Source organism: uncultured Martelella sp. (assembly GCF_963677965.2).
Lineage (GTDB): Bacteria > Pseudomonadota > Alphaproteobacteria > Rhizobiales > Rhizobiaceae > Martelella > Martelella mangrovi.
This window is the reverse complement of record NZ_CAXXFM010000001.1, coordinates 2,089,713-2,109,106: the sequence shown is the minus strand read 5'-3', so window position 1 is coordinate 2,109,106 and position 19,394 is coordinate 2,089,713. Positions and strand designations below refer to the sequence as shown.

Below are 19,394 nucleotides of genomic sequence, written 5' to 3'. Positions count from 1 at the left end.
CATTCAAGCCCCGCTGAATGCCCTGATGCCGCTCGAAGGTATCGGAGACCGCTGTTGAAGAGCTGGCGAGCCCCGGAGAGAGGCGCTCACAGTCGCCTACCATTCCGCGACAGTACCGTCCTCATGCCGCCACAGCGGGTTGCGCCAGTTATGCCCGGTTTTGGCGGCTTCCATCACCGCGTCCTCGTTGATCTCGATCCCAAGCCCCGGACCGGACGGGATCGTCACGCTGCCGTCGGCATAGTTGAATACGTTCGGGTCCTTCAGGTAGTCGAACAGATCGCTGCCCTTGCCGTTATAGTGGATGCCGAGCGATTGCTCCTGAATGAAGGCGTTGTGGCTGACGGCGTCGACCTGCAGGCAGGCGGCCAGCGCAATCGGTCCGAGCGGGCAATGCGGCGCAAACGCCACGTCATAGGCCTCGGCCATGGCGGCGATCTTGCGACATTCGGAAATGCCGCCGGCATGGCTGAGATCGGGCTGGATGATGTCGACCACCCGCGATTCAAAAACCTTGCGGAAATCCCAGCGCGAATAAAGCCGCTCGCCCAGCGCAATCGGCGTGGTCGCGCCGCGCACGACCTCGCCAAGCGCATCGATATGCTCCGACAACAGCGGCTCCTCGATGAACATCAGCCGGAACTGCTCCAGTTCGCGGATCAGCGCCTTGGCCATCGGCCGGTGCACCCGTCCGTGAAAATCGACGGCAATACCGATATGAGGACCGACTTCCGCGCGCACGGCGGCAATCGTTTCGACAGCGGCGTCGATCTTGGCATGGCTGTCGACGATCTGCATTTCGGCCGTGCCGTTCATCTTCAGGGCGGAAAAACCACGATCCACGGTTTCCCGCGCCGCCTTCGCGGCGTCGGAGGGGCGATCGCCGCCGATCCATGAATAGATACGGATACGATCGCGGCAGGGGCCGCCGAGAAGCTGATGCACGGGCAGGCCCGCCGCCTTGCCCTTGATATCCCACAGCGCCTGGTCGACGCCGGCAATCGCGCTCATCAGGATCGGACCGCCGCGATAGAAGGCGCCGCGATACATTGCCTGCCAGTGGTCTTCGATGCGCAGGGGGTCCTTGCCGACGAGATAATCCTCAAGTTCCGCCACCGCCTGCCGCACGGTCAGCGCCCGGCCCTCGATCACCGGCTCGCCCCAGCCGCAGATGCCCTCATCGGTCTCGATCTTGAGAAACAGCCATCGCGGGGCGACCAGAAATGTCTTCAGCGCCGTGATTTTCATGATGTGACTGCTCCATTGCGTATGCGTTGGCCCTCACCGTCGAAATAGAACGGCCGCGACGGCAGGGCAAAACCGATTTCCGCGCCCGTTTGCGGGCGGGTGGCGCCGCGTGCCTCGGCGATGATGGTCTGGCCATCACCGAGATCGGCGTGGATGATCGACGTGCCGCCGAGATTTTCGACGACACCGACCTTTGCGGCAATATCGTTGCCGATCTCCAGGCTTTCCGGACGCAGGCCGACCGTCACCGCGCCGGCGGGAGGGGAAAATTTGCCATTGGCCAGCGGGCTGCCTTCGAGCTTCAGCAGGTTCATCCGTGGCGATCCGATAAAGCCGGCAACGAAGATATTGTCCGGATCATTGTAGAGCGTGTCCGGCGTGCCGATCTGTTCGATCCGGCCGTCGCGCAGCACGACGATCTTGTCAGCCAGCGTCATCGCCTCGACCTGGTCATGGGTGACGTAGATCATCGTTGCGCCCAGCTGGCGGTGAAGCTCGGCCAGTTCCACGCGCATCTGCGCGCGCAGTTCGGCATCGAGATTGGAAAGCGGTTCGTCGAACAGAAAGGCGCGCGGCTTTCGGACGATCGCCCGACCGATGGCCACCCGCTGGCGCTGACCGCCGGAAAGCTGCGAGGGTTTGCGATCCATCAGCGGCTGAAGCTGGAGAATGGTCGCCGCTTCCTTCACGCGCGCTTCCGTCTCGGCCTTCGAATGGCCGGTGCGGCGCAGGCCGAAACTCATGTTCTGGCGCACGGTCATATGCGGATAAAGCGCGTAGGACTGAAACACCATGGCAAGGCCCCGCTCGGCAGGGGCAAGATCGTTGACCACCGTGTCGCCAATCCTGATATCGCCGCCGCTCATGGTCTCAAGACCGGCGATCAGCCTGAGCAGGGTCGACTTGCCGCAACCCGACGGGCCGACGAAGATGCAGAATTCGCCCTCGGCGACCGACAGGTCGATATCGCGGATCACCTCCAGCGCGCCGAAGGCCTTGCGGACCGAGGACAGTTCTATGCTGCTCATGGCTTAGCCTCCCCTGTGATCGTGTGCTTCACCCATGCGCTGACAGCATCGGGCGTCAGCTCGGGCGCATCCGTTTCCGGCGCCGCCAGATGACGGGCGATGGCGGACGAAAGCGCGGCTGCGACCGGACGTCCCGGCGTGGTGAGATCGATTGCGGACACTATCAGCCGTCCCGCACCGACCTTTGCCTCGGCCAGCAGCGCAAGGTCGCGGTTCTGGTTCCAGTCATCGATCACGTCGATGATCCGCCCAAAGCCGAGGCCATCGAGATCAAGCGCCCGGCGATCGTGCAGCAGTTCCCATTCATGCCAGCCGCTTGGCCGCTCCGCCGGGAACGTGCTGAAGACCGGATGTTCGGTGCGGTTGATGAGGCCAAGCGTTTGCGGCGGCTGGCCATCGGTCCAGACCGTGTTCCAGAACAGGGTGGTAAAGCCGAGTTCGGCGTTGGGAACGATGGCCTCCGGTGCAGGCGCAAAGACAAGGCTTTCGCCCGCCATCAGCCTTTCCAGTTCCGCCGCGCCGAGACTGGTGACAATCGGAAGGTCGGCCTTTTCCTCGGCAAACACCCAGAAATCCCAGCTGTTGTCCGCCCCGCCAACGGAAAGCGTCAGCGTGTAGCGGCCCTGCGCCAGTCCGTCCGTCGCCACCGTTATGTCGCCCAGATGGTGAAGGTCGCCGGTCTGCAGCAGATCGTGGGCGATGGTGCCTTCGGCCCTAAGCCCGCCATCGCGATCCTGCACGCTCCAGCGCGCCTCGCCCGCAGCCAGATCATGCTGGGTAAACAGCGACACCGCAGCACCTGCGGTAAAGGCCGCGCCCTTTGTCAGCACGAAGCCGGGCGCCAGCAACAGCGGCACGACGGGTCCGCAGAAGCGACGGAACGCGGCCGGATCGTCATAGGGTTTTGCCGACCAGAAGGCATCGACGACGCCGACCAGCGCAGTGCCCTGACCGGGAAAGTCCTGCAGGCCGAGCAACTGGAAACCGCCATAGTCGGGGGTGCGCAGGCTTGCCTCGATATCCTCCTTGTAAAGCGCCGTCTGCAAGGCGCCCGAGCACATCATCTTCTCGTGGGCGCTGTCGCGCCGCCCCTTGCTTTCAAGGTCGCGGGCGACGATATCGAAGGCATCGGGCGCCAGCGGACCGTCGTAACGCGGAATCGAATCCAGATCGGGATAAACGCACCATTGCCCGATTTCATGTCCGAGCAGCGGAACCTTCTCGGCCTGAACCCATTCGCTCCAATCGGTCTCGGTTTCGAGCGGGCGCGCGTTCAGGCGGCTTTCCAGCCCCTCGCCCCAGCGATGACTGCGCGGCTCCGGTTTGGACAGATAGTCGGCGCGCTTGAGCGAGGGCCAGCCCGAACCGCCATTATAGAGGCGTCGCGGATCGCGGGCGCGCCATTCCTCCAGAAACCGCTCCAGCCAGGCATGCAGGCCGGAACCGGATACCTCGTTGCCGACCGTCAGCATCACGAAGGAGGGATGATTGCCATATTCGGCGACGATCCGTTCCGCTTCCCGGCGGGTGAACGCGTCGATCTCAGGATCGGAACCGAGAGCGCACCAGACCGGCGTTTCGACATGAAGATAAAGACCGAGCTCGTCGGCGACCTCGAAGGCCGCGCGCGGCGGGCACCAGCTGTGAAACCGCACATGGTTGAGCCCGTGTTCCTGCACGCTACCGAAGGCGACGCGCCAGCCCTCCCGGTCCATCGGCGGGTGGCCGGTCTTCGGGAAAATGCAGCAATCGAGCGTGCCGCGCAGAAAGATGCGGCGACCATTCAGGCGGATGTGACGACCCTCGCGCTCGATATGGCGCAGGCCGAAATCCGTCTCGCGAAAATCGACCGGCGCGCCGTCGCGTCGCCATTCCGCCTTCAGACGGTGGATGGACGGCGAGAACTCGTCCCAGCGGGCAGCGTCCACCGGCAGCGGCATGGTGAGGTCGAGCGGCGTATAGCCGGAGTCGATATCAAGCGGCAGGACCTGCGAAACCGCGCGCCCGTCATCCAGCGTTGCCGTCAGGTGGAGTTCATCGACATGCCCGCCTTCGGTCCAGAAGGTCGGCCATGTGCGGCTCGGATCGAGCGCGTCGAGTTCGATGCGAAGGTCGATGCCCGTCTTGCCGGTGGTCACATCCAGCCGGGCGATCCGCCCGGCACGGGCCTCGATGCGTATCGCGCCGACGATGCCGTTCCAGTTCGACTGCGTATGCTCCGAGGTCGAATGCGCCACGTCCGGATTTTTTTCGCGAATGGCCTGGCCGACATTGGGGAAATCGGAATTGTCGACCCGAAGCACGATCCGGTGTTTGCCCGGCTCGAGCTGACCGAGCAGAAACATGTTCGGTGTGCAAAGCCCGAGATCGCGACCGATTTCGAGGCCGTCGATCCAGACCCGCACTTCGCCGTGCGGGCGTTCCAGCATCAGATCGTGATGCAGGCCTGCCTGACTGTCCGGCACGACGAAATCGCGGGCATACCAGGCCGGCCCGACATAGGGATGGCGGCGGGTCAGATAGGCCATGCCGGCACTCGGTCCGGCCGGCGTCTTTTCGGCCAGATCGATGGTTCCGGGCAAGGCGATGCTGTCTTCGAAGGCGGCGGTGTGCCAGTCTGCGCGCAGGCCCTGTCCTTCGGGGTCAAGCGCAAAGTCCCATTCGCCGGAAAGCTCGATTTCGTGAAGCATGATGCTGGAGGTCCATTCACAAACAGGTGGTAAGGCGCCGGCGGACCACGGCCCGCCGGGAATTTCAGTTATCAGAGGCGCGCCCTGATCCGCTTTTCCGCGGTTTCAAGCGCCTGTTCGGGCGTTTCCACGCCCTTGGCGACATTGTCGACGGCGACCTGGACGGCGTCTCCCGCCAGGCGGTCATGGGTGTTCAACGGCCAGGATTTCATCGTGCGCTGCACCTCGGCAAAAACCGTGTTGACGTTCTGACCGCCATAATAGGGGTCTTCGAAATTGATCCAGTCGGCGCTTCCGTCCGGCAGGTAGGCGGGGTAGAGGTCGTCGTTCTGGTATTGTTGCTTGAGGCTTTCATTATCGGTGACGAGCCAGTGGATGAAGGCCCAGGCGGCGTCCTTGTTTTTCGAGGTGTTGAGCACGCCGATAAAGTCGCCGCCATAGTTCCAGGACCGGCTGCCGTTTTCATCGGCGGGCACCGGCGAGACACCCCATTTGCCGGCGTCGTTTGGCGCGAAGGCCCGCTTGAGCAACCCGCCGAACCAGTTGCCCGACATGATCGTGGCGATCTGCCCCTTGCCGAAAGCGGACTGCCATTCGGGCGACCACATGGAAAACGGCGAGATCAGTTTCGCCTTGCCCGCCTGATCGATCAGGTCAAGCGCATCGATGATGACCGGATTGTCGAGCTGAAGATTGCCGTCGGCATCGAACCAGCCGATGCCGGCCTGGCCCATACGCACCGTCAGGATCTCGAGGCCGTTGGCAATCATCCACCGTTCGTTGGGGACGATCATCTTGCTGCCTTCCGAAAGGAAAGCGTCCCAGGTCGCGAAAGTGTCGGCCACCGCATCGGGGTCGGAGGGCAGCCCGACCTCATCGAAGATGTCGCGGCGATAGAACATGGCGCCGGGGCCGGTGTGCTTCGGCAGTGCGACGATCTTGCCGTTGTCCGTCTTGACGTTATCGGCGGCAAAACCGGCAAAATCCTCAAGCAGCGGACCGGCATTGAACGGCTCGGCGGCCAGATCGACCCATTGCGGACGCTGCCGCAGAAGCGCCAGCTCGTTGATCTCGATCATCGCCACATCCGGGCCGGACCCGGACAGAAGGGCGCGCTGAACGGTGTTGAGATAGTTCGAATTCGCGTTCGGGAAGCCCTGAACATTGACGGTGATATTGGGATACACCGCGTTGAAAGCGGGCATCAGCGCCGTGAAGGTGCGGTCATTGTTGGGCCACGTCCACACACTGATCGTCGCGCTCAAATCGGGGTCCACCGCCATCGGCGTTCCCTGCGCGAAGACGGGGCGGGCAACCAGCGTCGCCATGGACATTGCCAGCATTCTGCGTCGTGTCAGATCCATTGTTTCCTCCCTGAGTGGACCTTCGGATGATTACTTCACCGCTCCGGACGTGAGACCGGCGATGAACTGTCGCGACAGAAGCGCAAACAGGATGAACACCGGAACGAGCCCGATCAGGGTCGCCAGCATCACTGCGGGTGTGTCGGAAAAATGGGTGCGCGACAAAAGCGTCAGCGCCAGCGGCACGGTGAACTTCGCGCCGTCCGCCAGCACGACCAACGGAATCTGGAATTCGTTCCAGGTGCTGATCAGGGTCCACACGCCAAGGGCTGCGAGACCGGGCCGGATGATCGGAAGCACGACGAACCAGAAGGTTGCGATCGGACCGGAATTGTCCATTTCCGCCGCCTCGTAAAGCTCGACGGGGATCGATGAGCCGATATAGGTGTACATCCATACAACGCCGAAGCCGGAGGCAATCGCCGGCACGATCAGCGGCCAGAAGGTGTTGAGCCAGCCCAGCCAGCTCATCTGCAGGAAAAACGGTATCAGCGCCAGCGACGGCGGAAAGAACAGGGTGGCGAAGGTGACCGCGAGCAGGAATTTATGGCTCGGGCGGCCGGTATAGCGCGCCAGTCCATAGCCGGCAAAACTCGACACCAGCACCAGGCCGATCGTCTTCGGCACCACGACGGCGATGGAATTCCAGACCGGCCTGAGGGGCGGAAACACATCCGCAATCCGGCTGTAGTTCTCCATCAGCTGGTCGCCGAACCACAATGGCGGCGGAAACTGGAAGACCTCGGCAAGAGACCGTGTCGCAAACACCGCCGTCCAGTAGAGCGGCATGACGAAGATGAGGGAAAGCAACAGCAGCCCGATGGTCAGGATCAGGTTCCAGCGACGCTCGGAATTCGCCCAGAGCTGTCTCATGTCGTGGCTCCCAGATTGGCGCTGATGCGGCGGTAGAGCAAGGTCATGGCGACCACGGCAATGAAGATGTACCAGCTGACCGCGGCACCGAGACCAAAATCGAACTGGGTGAAGGCGGTCGCGTAGAGATACATTCCAAGCGTGCTGGCCGCGTCATCGGTGCCGCCGGTGCCCTGCGTCAGCACATAGGGCTCGTCGAACATCTGCAGGCCGCCGATGGTCGCCGTGATCACCGAAAAGGCAATCGATGGTGCCAACAGCGGCATGGTGATGCGGCTGAAGATCGACCATCGGCTGACGCCTTCCATCCGCGCAGCCTCGTAGATATCGCGCGAGATCGCCTGAAGACCGGCCAGGAAGATGATCATGTGCCAGCCGGTCCAGCGCCAGACGACCAGCAGGACAACCAGCGGCTTGATCCACACCGTGGAATCGAACCAGCTGAAATAGGTCGGCGTGCCGGTGACCTCGCCGATCAGCATGTTCACAAGCCCGCCATTGGCGGTGAAGAACACCCTGAGAATGACCGCGGCGATGGCCGGGGCAACCAGAAGCGGCAGCAGGAAGACGAGCCGGAAATAGGTGCGGCCGAAAACCGCATATTCGTTGATGACGACCGCCAGCGTCAGCGCCAGTCCCGCGGTGATCACCGTCGAGACGAGCCAGATGTAGACGGTATTCCAGACCGCCTTGCGGAACACCGGATCGCCCAGCGCGGTCAGGTAGTTATCGAAACCGACGAATTGCGGCGGCGAAAACCCGTCCCACCGGTTGAACCCGAGCCAGGCGGAAAAGACGACCGGGAAGAACGAGAACGCCAGAAATATGATGAGGAACGGCGATACGGTGAGCCAGAGGGCACCTGTGCCGCGCATGCGCTCGCCGCGGTTTCTTCGTTTGGCTCTGCTGATCGCCATGAAGCGCTCCTCCCGATGCACTCGACTGGCTGATTTCATTAATCAGACTAATGGGATTTGTCAAACCATTAATCAGACTAATTACCTAAACCCATGGATTGACCGCAGGTTTCCGGCTGTATAGGCTTTTATTAATCTGATTTAAAAGGACTGCAATGCTCGACGACGCAAGCGCTTCACCGCGCAGCAAGCCGCGCGTTCATCGCCGCACGGTGACGCGCCTGGCCTTTCCGATTCTGAAAGGCGAGTATCCGGCCGGCCATGTGCTGCCGCCGGAAGCGGAATTGTGCGAGAATCTCGGGGTCAGCCGCAGCGCCTTGCGCGAGGCGATCCGGACGCTGAAGGACAAGGGCATGATCGAGGCCCGGCCGCGCCATGGCACGGTGGTGCTGCCGCGTTCGGCCTGGCATATGCTCGATTCCGATCTTCTGGCCTGGGCGATGGAAATCGACCCCGGCCCCGATTTTGTGCTGTCGCTGATCGAGGCCCGGCAGGTGATCGAGCCGGCCGCAGCGCGGCTTGCCGCAATCCGGGCCAACCCCGATGACCTGAAACGGCTTGACGCCGCCTTTGCGGAAATGAGCGAGGCCAGGGCGGAAGGCGATTTCGAGCGCTTCAACAAGGCCGATATCCACTATCATGTGGTTCTGCTTCAGGCCTCCGCCAATATCGTTTTCATGCATCTGTCGAACATGATCGGCACGGCGCTGTCGATCGCGTTTCGCATGTCGATGGAGGGCGCGCGCGAACCGGGCGCCTCGCTCGCCGTTCATGGAGACGTGATAGAGTGCATCCGCGCCCGCGACCCGGACGGCGCGCATGCGGCCATGGTACGCCTGCTGGCAATCGCCGTCATCGACCTCGGCCTGACGTCCTACGAGACGGTCAAATCCTAGCCCCCACGGAATGCGGCATCACGACGATGAAAGCCCCGTCCAGCGGACGATATCGGTTTCGATGTCGAAGAGATCGAGGACGCGACCGAGGGAATGGCGCACCATGCTGTCGATACTGTCCGGCGCGGCATAAAATGCCGGCATCGGCGGCGCGACGACGGCTCCCATCTCGGCAAGCTGGGTCAGCGTTCGCAGATGTCCGAGGTGAAGCGGCGTTTCGCGCACCATCAGCACCAGCCTGCGCCGTTCCTTCAAGACCACGTCGGCGGCGCGCGTCAGCAGCGATGATGTTATCCCCGAGGAGATTTCCGACGCGGTGCGGACGGAACACGGCGCAATGATCATGCCCATCGTCTTGAACGAACCGCTGGCAATCGACGCTCCGACATTCTTGACCGGGTGAATGTGATCGGCCCGGTGTTCGAGGTCTTTCAGCTTCAGCCCCGTTTCTTCCGACAGCGTGAGTTCGCCGGACTTGCTGACGACCAGGTGTGTCTCGATCCCGGCCTGGCGCAGCATGTCCAGAACGGTGATGCCGTAGACGGCACCGGAGGCGCCTGAAATGCCGACGATAATACGGGGCTTTGGCATGGCTTCTTCTCTTTCCGGCCTTCAGTCCGCAACAATGACGCCTGCTGCAGGCACCGGCGCACATTCGTCCGGCCAGAGAGCAATAATCCCATGAACCCGCGACGGCAACTCAATCCAGAGAATGCCTTGTCATCCGACCACGCCTCAGTGAGCAAGCCGGGAACGCCATCGACATCATCATCACCGATGACGGTCTCGATCGTGAGCAGATCGGTAAATTCCCTTCTCCCGGTCCGGAATTCATCACCACGCAATTGTCGTAAAGGCGCTTACGCCGAGGCGTCCGGTGATGCAGCGTCGCCGTGGATTTCGCGCACGAGATCAAGCCATGCGGCGGCGGCGGCGGACAGATAGGCGCCGCGCCGCCAGGCCATGGCGACCGACCAGTTCAGTTCGGGTTCTTCGAACGCGATCCGGCGGACCATCGGATGGGCATGATGGGCGGCGATGGTGCGCGGCAGGAAGGTAACGCCCAGACCGGCTGCCACCAGTTCGACCATAAAATCCACCTGGCTGCTTTGAGCGGCAATCACCGGATCGAGACCACGTGCACGGGCAAGCCGCATGAGCCGGCGATGCAGCGAAAACCCGTCGTCGAAAACGATGAACGGAATATCGCCCAGGTCCTCCAGACTGACAGCGGAACGCTGCGCCAGCGCATGGTTTGAGGACAACAGCGCCACAAGTGGCTCGCTGCGCACAGGCTGACCTTCAAAGTCTTCGGCAAGCGGCAGCTGCAGCCCGGCAAAATCGATGCTGCCGGCACGCAGCTTCTCTTCAAGATCCAGACTGCCATGTTCGTCGAGATCGATATCAATACCGGGGTAGCGTTGCCGGTAAATGGCAAAAAGCGGTGCAAAAAGCGTGGCGCTGCCGACCGGCGGCAGACCAAGACGCAGGACACCGCGTTTCAGCCCGCGGACTTCCGCCAGTTCGGCCAGCAGATCCGCGCGGTCGGCAAGAAGCCGGACGCCCCGCGCATAGACGATCTCTCCGGCGGCCGTCATCACCGAGCGATGCCCGATCCGTTCCAGAAGCGCGACCCCGACTTCGTCCTCAAGCTGTTTGACAGCCTTGCTGACGGTCGACTGGGTCGTGAAAACCGTTTTGGCCGCCTGCGAAAAGCCGCCCTGACGGACGACTTCCACAAAGGCACGAAGCGTTCGAAATTCCATGTCTATTCTTTATCAGAATGGAATTCATTCAATCAATTCATTTTCGACATGAAGGGCGAATTCCTATCTCTAGTGTATGAACACGCGGCCTTACCGGAGGCCGGCTGCAGCACATGGCGCTGCAATCGGCAAGCGGGAGAGAGGCGGGGTTTCCGGCATTTTCGCCGCCCGCAGCATTCCGGTGAGAGACCCGCGTGAGGGAGGCGTGACGTACCGCCGCATCCGCGAGAGCGGGTGCAAAAAACCGGCCGCCATCGCACTTCCCGGCGATCAAGATCGCGAAAGGAGAAAAAGATGGCCTACGCAACAATCAATCCATTCACCGAAGAAACCGTTGCCACATTCCCCGACGCAACGGATGATGCCGTCCGGGCCGCCCTCGACACGGCGCATGAAACCTTTCTGAAATGGCGGGAAACCTCCTTTGCCGAGCGCGCCCGCGTTCTGCAGAAGGCGGCCGACATCCTGCGCCGCGATGCCGATGACCTCGCCGGTCTTCTGACGCTGGAAATGGGCAAGCTCACCGCCGAGGCGAAGGCCGAAGTGGAACTGTCGGCAAAGATCTTCGAATATTACGTCGAAAACGCCGAACGGCTGCTCGCCCCCGAGGAATTGCCGGTCAAGGACCCGGCCGAGGGCAAGGCAACGCTGGTGCATGAACCGCTGGGTATTCTTCTGGCAATCGAGCCGTGGAATTTCCCCTATTACCAGATTGCCCGGATCCTGGCGCCGCAGCTTTCGGCCGGCAATGTGCTGATCCTCAAGCATGCCTCGAACGTGCCGCAAAGTGCAGCCGCCTTTGCCCGGCTCATGGACGAGGCCGGCCTGCCTGAAGGCGGCTTTACCAACCTCTATGCCACCCGTTCCCAGATCGAAATGATCATCAACGATCCCCGCGTTCATGGCGTGGCGCTGACGGGTTCGGAAGCGGCCGGCGCCGTGGTTGCCGCACAGGCGGGCAAGGCGCTGAAAAAATCGACCATGGAACTGGGCGGCGCCGATGCCTTCGTCGTGCTGGAAGATGCCGACATGAAGAAAACCGTCGACTGGGCCGTTTTCGGACGGCACTGGAATGGCGGCCAGGTCTGCGTGTCGTCCAAACGGATGATCGTCGTTGACGCGGTCTACGATGCTTTCCTCGAACAATATCGCAAGGGCGTGGCCAAACTGGTGGCCGGCGACCCGTCCGACCCGAAAACCACACTGGCGCCGCTGTCGTCGAAAAAGGCTGCGGAGGATGTGAAGGAGCAAATTCGCAAGGCGGTGGCCGCAGGTGCCAAGGCCGAGCAGGTCGGTCCGCCAGTGCCCAATCACGGCGCCTTTGTGCAGCCGACAATCCTGACCGATGTGGGCGAGGACAACCCGGCGCGCTACTGGGAATTCTTCGGCCCCGTCTCGATGATTTTCCGGGCGAAAGACGAGGAAGATGCCATCCGCATCGCCAATGACAGCCCCTTCGGCCTGGGTGGATCGGTCTTTACCGCCGATGTGAAACACGGAGCGGAAGTGGCCGGCCGGATTTCAACCGGCATGGTGTTCGTGAACCACCCGACCAAGGTCGAGGCCGACCTGCCCTTTGGCGGCGTCCGCCGCTCCGGCTATGGCCGCGAATTGCTCGGCATGGGCCTCAAGGAGTTCGTCAACCACAAGCTTGTCGATGTCGTTGATATCGACGCCCATTTCTGAGCCGGTCGACACGACCGACAGGTGCCTGCCTTCACGCAGGCACCGTTTCATCGCAAAAGGAGTATTCTATCATGTCTCTCAAGGGAAAAGTCGCGCTTGTCACAGGGTCGAGCCAGGGTATTGGCCGCGGAATTGCCCTGCGCCTTGCCCGCGAAGGCGCCGATGTCGCGCTGGTCGATATCAAAGCCGACAAGCTTGAGACCGTCAAAGGTGAAATCGAGGCGCTGGGTGTCCGCTCAACCACCTTCGTCGCCGATGTCAGTGACCGCGATCAGGTCTACGCCGCCGTGGCCCATGCCGAAAAGGAACTCGGCGGTTTCGACGTGATGGTCAACAATGCGGGCATCGCCCAGGTCAAGCCGCTTGCCGACGTCACCCCCGAGGACACCGACCGCATCTTCCGCATCAACGTCAACGGCGTGTTGTGGGGCATTCAGGCGGCGGCCAAGAAATTCATCGAGCGGGGCCAGAAAGGCAAGATCATCAGCGCCTCATCCATTGCCGGCCATGACGGCTTTGCCATGCTGGGCATCTATTCGGCGACGAAATTCGCCGTGCGCGCGCTGACCCAGGCCGCAGCCAAGGAATATGCCAGCCAGGGCATCACCGTAAACGCCTATTGCCCCGGCATTGTCGGCACCGACATGTGGGTCGAGATCGACGAACGCTTCGCGGACATTACCGGAGCGCCCAAGGGCGAAACCTACAAGAAATATGTCGACGGCATTGCGCTGGGTCGGGCCCAGACGCCCGACGATGTGGCAGCGCTTGTAGCATTTCTGGCCGGCGAGGATTCCGATTATATCACCGGCCAGGCGATCCTGACCGATGGCGGCATCGTCTATCGGTAAAAGCAAAAGAGCCGTTGCGCCACTCTTGAGGCAGGCGCGCGCAAGTTCACGAAAAAGCGATCCGCCGGGCCTTCCAACAGACCCGGCGGAACCGGTATCTGCCGATCGAAGGATAAGGCTGCCGCCACGTGACTGACTGGTTTCCGGGCAGTTTTTCAGTCGTAGAATTGATAATGATCAGGCATGCAACCACAAATATGATTATTTAAGTCATATTTTCATTGCCATTATTACAACCACTTGTTACCCCGTAGCCGGAATAGCAAACGGGTACAAGCCATGCTGGCTCCATTTCTAATCATGCTGAGGGAAGGCATCGAGGCCGCCCTGATTACCGGCATCATCGCCACCTATCTCAATCAGACAGACCGACGTGAGTTTCTGCCGGCCGTGTGGATCGGCGTGTTTCTCGCTGTCGCCCTGTCGCTGTTTCTCGGCGCGGGGCTGCAGATGGTCAGCGCTGAATTTCCGCAAAAGGCACAGGAGCTTTTTGAAGCGATTGTCGGCGCGATTGCGGCGGTCATTCTGGTCTCCATGGTGTTCTGGATGCGCAAGGCCGCCCGTTCGATCAAGGCGGAGCTGCATTCCTCCATCGATGAGGCACTGGAGCAAAGCTCCGGAGCCGGATGGGCGCTGATCGGCATGGTGTTCTTTGCCGTTGCCCGCGAAGGACTGGAATCGATCTTCTTCCTGCTCGCCATCTTCCAGCAGAGCCAGGGTCCGGCCGCGCCGCTGGGCGCGCTTCTCGGCGTTGTCGTCGCCGTCGGGATCGGCATCGCCATCTATCGTTTCGGCGTGCGCATCAATCTGAAGCGCTTCTTCCAGTGGACCGGCGTGTTCATCCTGTTTGTTGCCGCCGGCATTCTGTCGGGCGCGCTCGGCAATCTGCATGAGGCCGGGATCTGGAACAGCCTTCAGACGCCAGCCTACGATCTGAGCCGCATCCTGCCGGTGTCCGGCGTCACCGGCACCATCCTTTCCGGCGTGTTCGGCTATCAGGAGAGCCCGACCATCGGCGAGGTGATCGTCTATGTCGTGTTCCTGGCGGCAAGCCTCTATTTCTTCCTGCGCCCGGCCCGAACGCCCAAAAACACTGCCCCGCAACAAGGAGCCCGCAGCGATGCCAACGCCTGAAAACCGCAAGGACACGAAGAGCAACAAGGGCCTGATGATTGCAGGCATTGCGGGCGCGGCTCTTCTGGCCGTTGCCGGCGGCGCGGCCTTCTATTTTGCCTCCATGCACAATCAGGCGGCCACGGGCGATGTCGAGGCCGATTTCCAGGTTACCGTCACGGCAACGTCGTGCGAGCCCAATGCCATTACCGTTGCCGCCGGAAAGCGGCTGTTCGACATCGTCAACGAGTCCGACCGCCCCGTCGAATGGGAAATCCTCGACGGCGTGATGGTGGTGGCCGAACGCGAGAACATTGCGCCCGGCTTCCACCAGACGCTGGCCGCCAATCTGGCCCCCGGCGACTATGAAATCACCTGCGGCCTGCTATCCAATCCGCGCGGCACGCTGCATGTGACCCAATCGGAGGAATATGCCAACGCCGCCTCCAGCGTCAGCCTCCGGAATTTCCTCGGGCCGCTGTCGGAATACCGGGTCTATCTGGTGATGCAGACCAATCAGGCCATCAGTGCTGCAACCGAGCTGGCCGATGCCATCAAGGCGGGCGATCTCGACAAGGCGAAAAGCCTCTATCAGCCGGCGCGCCTGCCTTACAAGCGCATCGAGCCGCTGGCCTACCGGATATCGGACCTTGAAAACAACATCGACGCCGTTGCCGATTATTATGCCGAGCGCGAAAACGACCCGGAATTTTCCGGCTATCACCGCATCGAGTACGGGTTGTTCGAACAGAATTCGCTCGATGGGCTGGCGCCGGTTGCGGATGCGCTTGTCGCTAATCTGGAAGAACTGAAAACGCGGTTGACCGGCCTGCAGATCGACCCTTCGCTTCTGCTCTCATTGCCCGACGACACGGCCGACCAGCTTGCCAATGGCCGGATTGCCCAGGGTGAGGATCATTATTCCGAAACCGATCTGGCCGATTTCAACGCCAATCTCGAAGGCATCGCCAAGGTTGCCGGTCTTCTCACGGTGGTTGCCCGGCCGGTCGATCCCGAGCTTGCCGACGATATCGACGCGCAACTTTCAAAAACGCAGGATGCCCTCGACGCGCTCAAGGTCGATGGCGCGTTTCCGCCCTATTCGCAAGTGAGCGAGGAACAGCGGCAGGCGCTTGCCGCGCAATTCCACCAGCTTGCCGTACTCTGCAGCAAGCTGTCGCAGGTTATTGGAGTGAGCTGACATGACCGATGACAACAAGCCGAAAAAACAACCGTCTCTGGGCCGCTGCCCGTTTTCGACCAGCCGCCGGCAATTGCTGACCGGCCTTGGCGCGGCCGCTGGCGGATCGCTGGCCTTCATGGGCGCAACCGCGGCCGGCGCGCAGGAGATGAGCGGCGGATCGCAGGCGACCGATGCCCCGGTCGAAGGCGCCAGCAACCAGCAGCAGGTCGTTCCCTTTCACGGAGAACACCAGGCCGGTGTGACGACCCCGCGGCCGGCGAACGGGCTGGTCGTTTCCTTCGATGTGGTTGCGATGTCACGCGAGGATGTCGAGGACATGTTCCACCGTCTGACGGACCGGATCGTGTTCCTGACGCAGGGCGGCAAGGCCGGTTCGGCCGATCCCAAGCTGCCGCCGCCCGATTCCGGCATTCTCGGCCCGGAAATCGAGCCGGATGCGCTGACGGTGACGGTGGGTCTCGGGGATTCGTTCTTCGAAAACCGCCCCTGGCTGAAGGACCAGAAGCCGAAGCGGCTGCAACGCATGGTGCAGTTCTTCAACGACGCGCTCGACGCCGAACGCTGCCATGGCGACATGACGCTGCAATTCTGCGCCAATCTGAGCGACACCAATATCCATGCGCTGCGCGACATCATGAAGAACCTGTCGGAATATCTGGTGATCCGCTGGATGCAGGGCGGCGATGTGCCGGTAATCCCGCCAAGCCCTGACGGCGAGGTGGAAAGCGCACGCAATTTCCTCGGCTTCCGCGATGGTTCGGCCAATCCCGATGCCCATGACGAAGCGGTGATGGACAGGGTCGTGTGGGTGAGCGCCGATTCCGACGAACCGGACTGGGCCACCGGCGGCAGCTATCAGGCAGTGCGCATCATCCGCAATTTCGTCGAGCGCTGGGACCGCACGCCGCTGCAGGAGCAGGAGGCGATTTTCGGCCGGTTCCGCGATACCGGCGCGCCGCTTGACCAGCCCGACGGCACCGAAAGCGACGTGCCCGATTACGCCGCCGATCCCGATGGCGCGATCACCCCGCTCGACGCCCATATCCGCCTTGCCAATCCGCGCACGCCCGAATCGGAGGAAAACCTGATCCTGCGCCGTCCGTTCAACTATTCCAACGGCGTGGCCAAATCGGGCCAGCTCGATCAGGGCCTGTTGTTCATCGTCTATCAGGCTGACCTGGAAAAGGGGTTCATCACCGTGCAGAAGCGCCTCGATCGCGAACCGCTGGAAGAATACATCAAGCCCATCGGCGGCGGCTATTTCTTCGTCCTGCCGGGCTGTCGGCCGGGGGACTATCTTGGCCAATCGCTTCTGGAATCCGTCAACAGCTGACGGTTTCCCTACATGTTTTACCGAAGGAGAAGAACATGAACTTCAAAAAGACACTCGCCGCAAGCGTCGTCATCGCCGGTGCGTTGACCGGTTACAGCGCGCAGGCGCAGGACCAGGCCCCGGACATTTCGCTGGAGCTGGTCGCGCCGCTGTCCGAATACAAGATCTTCGTGGCTGAAAACACCGCCGAACTGGTGAAGGACACGCAGGCCTTCGTCGCCGCCATCAAGGAAGGCAATGTCGAGGAAGCCAAGTCGCTGTTCGCCCCGACGCGCACCAGCTACGAGGCCATCGAGCCGATCGCCGAACTGTTCTCCGACCTCGACGTATCGATCGACGCACGCGCCGACGACTACGAAAAGGGCGAAGCCGACCCGGCATTCACCGGCTTCCACCGCATCGAATACGGCCTGTGGGAAGAAAACTCCACCGACGGTCTGGACACCTATGCCGACCAGCTGATGGCCGACGTCAAGGATCTGAACGACCGCATCAACAACCTGACCTTCCCGCCGGAAGTGGTTGTCGGCGGCGCGGCAGCGCTGATGGAAGAGGTTGCGGCCACCAAGATTTCGGGTGAGGAAGACCGCTACAGCCGCACCGACCTGTGGGACTTCGAAGCCAATTTCCACGGTTCGGAAAAGATCTTCGACCTGCTGACGCCGCTGATCGCCGAAAGCGACCCGGAATTCGTCGAGACGGTCTCCGGCAACTTCTCCGATGTTGACGAAACGCTGGCGAAATACGAAGCGCCGGAAGGCGGCTACGTCTCCTATGTCGAACTGAGCGATTCCGACCGCAACGTTCTCTCGGCCAAGGTCAACACGCTCGCCGAAGACCTGTCGACGCTCCGCGGCAAGCTCGGCCTCAACTGATAACGCTCTGCCAGGAGCACTGATAAGGAAGGCCGGAGCGTTTTTCGCTCCGGCCTTCATTATTTTCGCTCCCGATGCCACCGAGGGCGATCAGAATTCGGCGTCGATATCGACCACGTCGATCAGCTTGTGATTGACGAATTCCTTCAGGCCGAGGCCCAGCAGCTCGCGGCCATAGCCGGACCGGCGGACGCCGCCGAACGGCAGGTCGGCCTTGACCATGGTGGGATGATTGACGAACACCATGCCGGTCGAGATCTTCGCGGCGACCTTTGCGCCATGTTCGGTGTCCGAGGTAAACACCGACCCGCCAAGACCGAACGGTGTGTCATTGGCAATGCGAATGGCATCGGCTTCATCGCCTGCCCGAAACAGCATCGATACCGGTCCGAAAAATTCCATGTAATAGGCCGGATTGTCCGGCGTTACCCCGGTCAGGATCGTCGGTTGAACGAAAGCGCCGCGATTTGGAACCTTCGGTCCGACTTCGGTCGCCGTTGCACCATGTTCGACGGCCAGCGCGATCTTCTGTTTCACTTCATCGGCCGCCGTCTGCGACGACAACGGCGCCAGCGTCGTTGCCGGGTCCATCGGGTCGCCCGCCTTCAGGGCCGCGACCCCTTCGGTGTAGCGTTTCAGGAATTCATCATAGACGGCATCGACCACGATCATGCGCTTGGATGAAACGCAAACCTGCCCGCCGTTCCAGTGCCGGCCGAAAACCGCCCATTTCACGGTTTTTGCCATATCCGCGTCGGCGAGAACGACGAACGCATCCGCGCCGCCCAGTTCAAGCGTCGATTTCTTCAGCGCCTTGCCGGCAATACCGGCAACTTCCGCGCCCGCGCCTTCCGAGCCGGTCAGGGCAACACCCTGAACACGCGGATCGTTCAGGATCATCGAAATCTGCGCGCGCGTGGCATAGAGGTTGGTAAACCCGCCCTTCGGAAGACCGGCTTCAAGCATCAGCTCTTCGAACGCGGCAGCGCTTTGCGGCACATTGGACGCGTGTTTCAGCAACATGGTGTTGCCGGCCGAAAGCTGCGGCGCGATGATGCGGGCAATCTGGTAAAAGGGGAAGTTCCACGGCTCGATCGCCAGCAGAACGCCAAGCGGCTCATGAACGATCCTCGCACGACCTTCTGCAGGGTTTCTGACCGGCAGCGGCTCTGCGGCCAGCAGCCGTTCGGCATTGACGACGTAATATTCGAAGATTTCCGCCGAAAGCTCGACTTCGGCTTCCGCCTCGGCCAGAAGCTTACCCATTTCCAGCGTCAGGATTTCGGCATAGCGGCGTTTGGAGGCCCTGAGCAGGTCTGCGGCCTTCTGCAAGACCTTTGCCCGCGCGGCAAAGGATGTTTCACGCCAGGCGAGAAATGCGTCATGCGCACCGGCAATGGCGTTTTCGACTTGCACGTCCGTTGCATCGGGAAATGATTTTATCCGTTCTCCGGTGAAGGGGTTTGTGGTTGCGTAGGTCATCTTTCTGTCCTTTCCGGCGCCCGCCAAAACACGGGAACCTCAAAAGGGGGCGTTTGCGCGCCGGCGGG

The 19,394-nt window shown here is 61.7% G+C and carries 16 protein-coding genes; 7 read left to right on the top strand and 9 right to left on the bottom strand.

From position 1 onward, the window contains the following. Positions 1 to 96: 96 nt before the first annotated feature. The 6 genes from dgoD to ACHZCU_RS09890 all read right to left on the bottom strand — a co-directional run bounded on the left by dgoD (position 97) and on the right by ACHZCU_RS09890 (position 8,120). Positions 97 to 1,248 (bottom strand): galactonate dehydratase, encoded by a 1,152-nt coding sequence (gene dgoD, locus ACHZCU_RS09915; RefSeq protein ID WP_319518653.1) that lies wholly within the window; start codon positions 1,246 to 1,248, stop codon positions 97 to 99. Further along, entirely contained in the window at positions 1,245 to 2,276 is a 1,032-nt protein-coding gene (locus ACHZCU_RS09910; RefSeq protein WP_319518652.1) for an ABC transporter ATP-binding protein, read from the bottom strand. Before ACHZCU_RS09910 ends, dgoD begins: the two co-directional genes overlap by 4 nt. Next, complete coding sequence (locus tag ACHZCU_RS09905) at positions 2,273 to 4,966, bottom strand: sugar-binding domain-containing protein (RefSeq protein WP_319518651.1); 2,694 nt, start codon at positions 4,964 to 4,966, stop codon at positions 2,273 to 2,275. Before ACHZCU_RS09905 ends, ACHZCU_RS09910 begins: the two co-directional genes overlap by 4 nt. 71 nt (positions 4,967 to 5,037) lie before the next feature. Then, positions 5,038 to 6,330 carry an extracellular solute-binding protein gene (locus tag ACHZCU_RS09900; protein WP_319518650.1) on the bottom strand — a complete coding sequence of 431 codons (1,293 nt, stop codon included), beginning with the start codon at positions 6,328 to 6,330 and terminating at the stop codon, positions 5,038 to 5,040. A gap of 30 nt (positions 6,331 to 6,360) precedes the next feature. Further along, complete coding sequence (locus ACHZCU_RS09895) at positions 6,361 to 7,203, bottom strand: carbohydrate ABC transporter permease (RefSeq protein ID WP_045679467.1); 843 nt, start codon at positions 7,201 to 7,203, stop codon at positions 6,361 to 6,363. Further along, positions 7,200 to 8,120 carry a sugar ABC transporter permease gene (locus tag ACHZCU_RS09890; RefSeq protein WP_319518649.1) on the bottom strand — a complete coding sequence of 307 codons (921 nt, stop codon included), beginning with the start codon at positions 8,118 to 8,120 and terminating at the stop codon, positions 7,200 to 7,202. Before ACHZCU_RS09890 ends, ACHZCU_RS09895 begins: the two co-directional genes overlap by 4 nt. Positions 8,121 to 8,275: 155 nt before the next feature. Between ACHZCU_RS09890 and ACHZCU_RS09885 the strand changes: the two genes are divergently transcribed. Then, on the top strand, positions 8,276 to 9,016 hold the full coding sequence (locus tag ACHZCU_RS09885) for a FadR/GntR family transcriptional regulator (protein WP_106310783.1): 741 nt from the start codon (positions 8,276 to 8,278) through the stop codon (positions 9,014 to 9,016). A gap of 18 nt (positions 9,017 to 9,034) precedes the next feature. Here the strand turns inward: ACHZCU_RS09885 and ACHZCU_RS09880 are convergent, their stop codons facing one another. Continuing rightward, positions 9,035 to 9,607: a UbiX family flavin prenyltransferase gene (locus tag ACHZCU_RS09880; RefSeq protein WP_319518648.1), complete on the bottom strand. Its 573-nt coding sequence runs from the start codon at positions 9,605 to 9,607 to the stop codon at positions 9,035 to 9,037. A 269-nt stretch (positions 9,608 to 9,876) separates the two neighbouring features. Next, a complete protein-coding gene (locus ACHZCU_RS09875; protein ID WP_319518647.1) occupies positions 9,877 to 10,782 on the bottom strand; it encodes a LysR family transcriptional regulator in 906 nt (301 codons plus the stop codon). A 294-nt stretch (positions 10,783 to 11,076) separates the two neighbouring features. On the opposite strand from ACHZCU_RS09875, the gene ACHZCU_RS09870 reads away from it, so the two are divergent. The 6 genes from ACHZCU_RS09870 to efeO (ACHZCU_RS09845) all read left to right on the top strand — a co-directional run bounded on the left by ACHZCU_RS09870 (position 11,077) and on the right by efeO (ACHZCU_RS09845) (position 17,844). Next, positions 11,077 to 12,468 carry an NAD-dependent succinate-semialdehyde dehydrogenase gene (locus tag ACHZCU_RS09870; RefSeq protein ID WP_319518646.1) on the top strand — a complete coding sequence of 464 codons (1,392 nt, stop codon included), beginning with the start codon at positions 11,077 to 11,079 and terminating at the stop codon, positions 12,466 to 12,468. A gap of 71 nt (positions 12,469 to 12,539) precedes the next feature. After that, the gene (locus ACHZCU_RS09865) at positions 12,540 to 13,319 is read left to right on the top strand and encodes an acetoin reductase (protein WP_319518645.1); all 780 of its coding nucleotides are present in this window, start codon (positions 12,540 to 12,542) and stop codon (positions 13,317 to 13,319) included. A 279-nt stretch (positions 13,320 to 13,598) separates the two neighbouring features. Continuing rightward, positions 13,599 to 14,453, top strand: coding sequence for an iron uptake transporter permease EfeU (efeU, locus tag ACHZCU_RS09860; RefSeq protein ID WP_319518644.1), 855 nt, complete (start codon positions 13,599 to 13,601; stop codon positions 14,451 to 14,453). Next, positions 14,440 to 15,633 (top strand): iron uptake system protein EfeO, encoded by a 1,194-nt coding sequence (efeO, locus tag ACHZCU_RS09855; protein WP_319518643.1) that lies wholly within the window; start codon positions 14,440 to 14,442, stop codon positions 15,631 to 15,633. Before efeU ends, efeO (ACHZCU_RS09855) begins: the two co-directional genes overlap by 14 nt. Before the next feature lies 1 nt (position 15,634). Then, positions 15,635 to 16,969: an iron uptake transporter deferrochelatase/peroxidase subunit gene (gene efeB, locus ACHZCU_RS09850; protein WP_319518642.1), complete on the top strand. Its 1,335-nt coding sequence runs from the start codon at positions 15,635 to 15,637 to the stop codon at positions 16,967 to 16,969. Further along, a complete protein-coding gene (gene efeO / locus ACHZCU_RS09845; protein ID WP_319519777.1) occupies positions 16,870 to 17,844 on the top strand; it encodes an iron uptake system protein EfeO in 975 nt (324 codons plus the stop codon). Before efeB ends, efeO (ACHZCU_RS09845) begins: the two co-directional genes overlap by 100 nt. 90 nt (positions 17,845 to 17,934) lie before the next feature. On the opposite strand, the gene ACHZCU_RS09840 is transcribed toward efeO (ACHZCU_RS09845), so the two are convergent. Further along, complete coding sequence (locus ACHZCU_RS09840; RefSeq protein ID WP_319518641.1) at positions 17,935 to 19,326, bottom strand: NAD-dependent succinate-semialdehyde dehydrogenase; 1,392 nt, start codon at positions 19,324 to 19,326, stop codon at positions 17,935 to 17,937. Between the last annotated feature and the right edge of the window lie 68 nt (positions 19,327 to 19,394).

Coding starts and splice junctions, on each gene's coding strand:
- dgoD (WP_319518653.1), bottom strand. CDS start 1,248: ATGAAAATCACGGCGCTGAAGACATTTCTGGTCGCCCCGCGATGGCTG.
- ACHZCU_RS09910 (WP_319518652.1), bottom strand. CDS start 2,276: ATGAGCAGCATAGAACTGTCCTCGGTCCGCAAGGCCTTCGGCGCGCTG.
- ACHZCU_RS09905 (WP_319518651.1), bottom strand. CDS start 4,966: ATGCTTCACGAAATCGAGCTTTCCGGCGAATGGGACTTTGCGCTTGAC.
- ACHZCU_RS09900 (WP_319518650.1), bottom strand. CDS start 6,330: ATGGATCTGACACGACGCAGAATGCTGGCAATGTCCATGGCGACGCTG.
- ACHZCU_RS09895 (WP_045679467.1), bottom strand. CDS start 7,203: ATGAGACAGCTCTGGGCGAATTCCGAGCGTCGCTGGAACCTGATCCTG.
- ACHZCU_RS09890 (WP_319518649.1), bottom strand. CDS start 8,120: ATGGCGATCAGCAGAGCCAAACGAAGAAACCGCGGCGAGCGCATGCGC.
- ACHZCU_RS09885 (WP_106310783.1), top strand. CDS start 8,276: ATGCTCGACGACGCAAGCGCTTCACCGCGCAGCAAGCCGCGCGTTCAT.
- ACHZCU_RS09880 (WP_319518648.1), bottom strand. CDS start 9,607: ATGCCAAAGCCCCGTATTATCGTCGGCATTTCAGGCGCCTCCGGTGCC.
- ACHZCU_RS09875 (WP_319518647.1), bottom strand. CDS start 10,782: ATGGAATTTCGAACGCTTCGTGCCTTTGTGGAAGTCGTCCGTCAGGGC.
- ACHZCU_RS09870 (WP_319518646.1), top strand. CDS start 11,077: ATGGCCTACGCAACAATCAATCCATTCACCGAAGAAACCGTTGCCACA.
- ACHZCU_RS09865 (WP_319518645.1), top strand. CDS start 12,540: ATGTCTCTCAAGGGAAAAGTCGCGCTTGTCACAGGGTCGAGCCAGGGT.
- efeU (WP_319518644.1), top strand. CDS start 13,599: ATGCTGGCTCCATTTCTAATCATGCTGAGGGAAGGCATCGAGGCCGCC.
- efeO (WP_319518643.1), top strand. CDS start 14,440: ATGCCAACGCCTGAAAACCGCAAGGACACGAAGAGCAACAAGGGCCTG.
- efeB (WP_319518642.1), top strand. CDS start 15,635: ATGACCGATGACAACAAGCCGAAAAAACAACCGTCTCTGGGCCGCTGC.
- ACHZCU_RS09840 (WP_319518641.1), bottom strand. CDS start 19,326: ATGACCTACGCAACCACAAACCCCTTCACCGGAGAACGGATAAAATCA.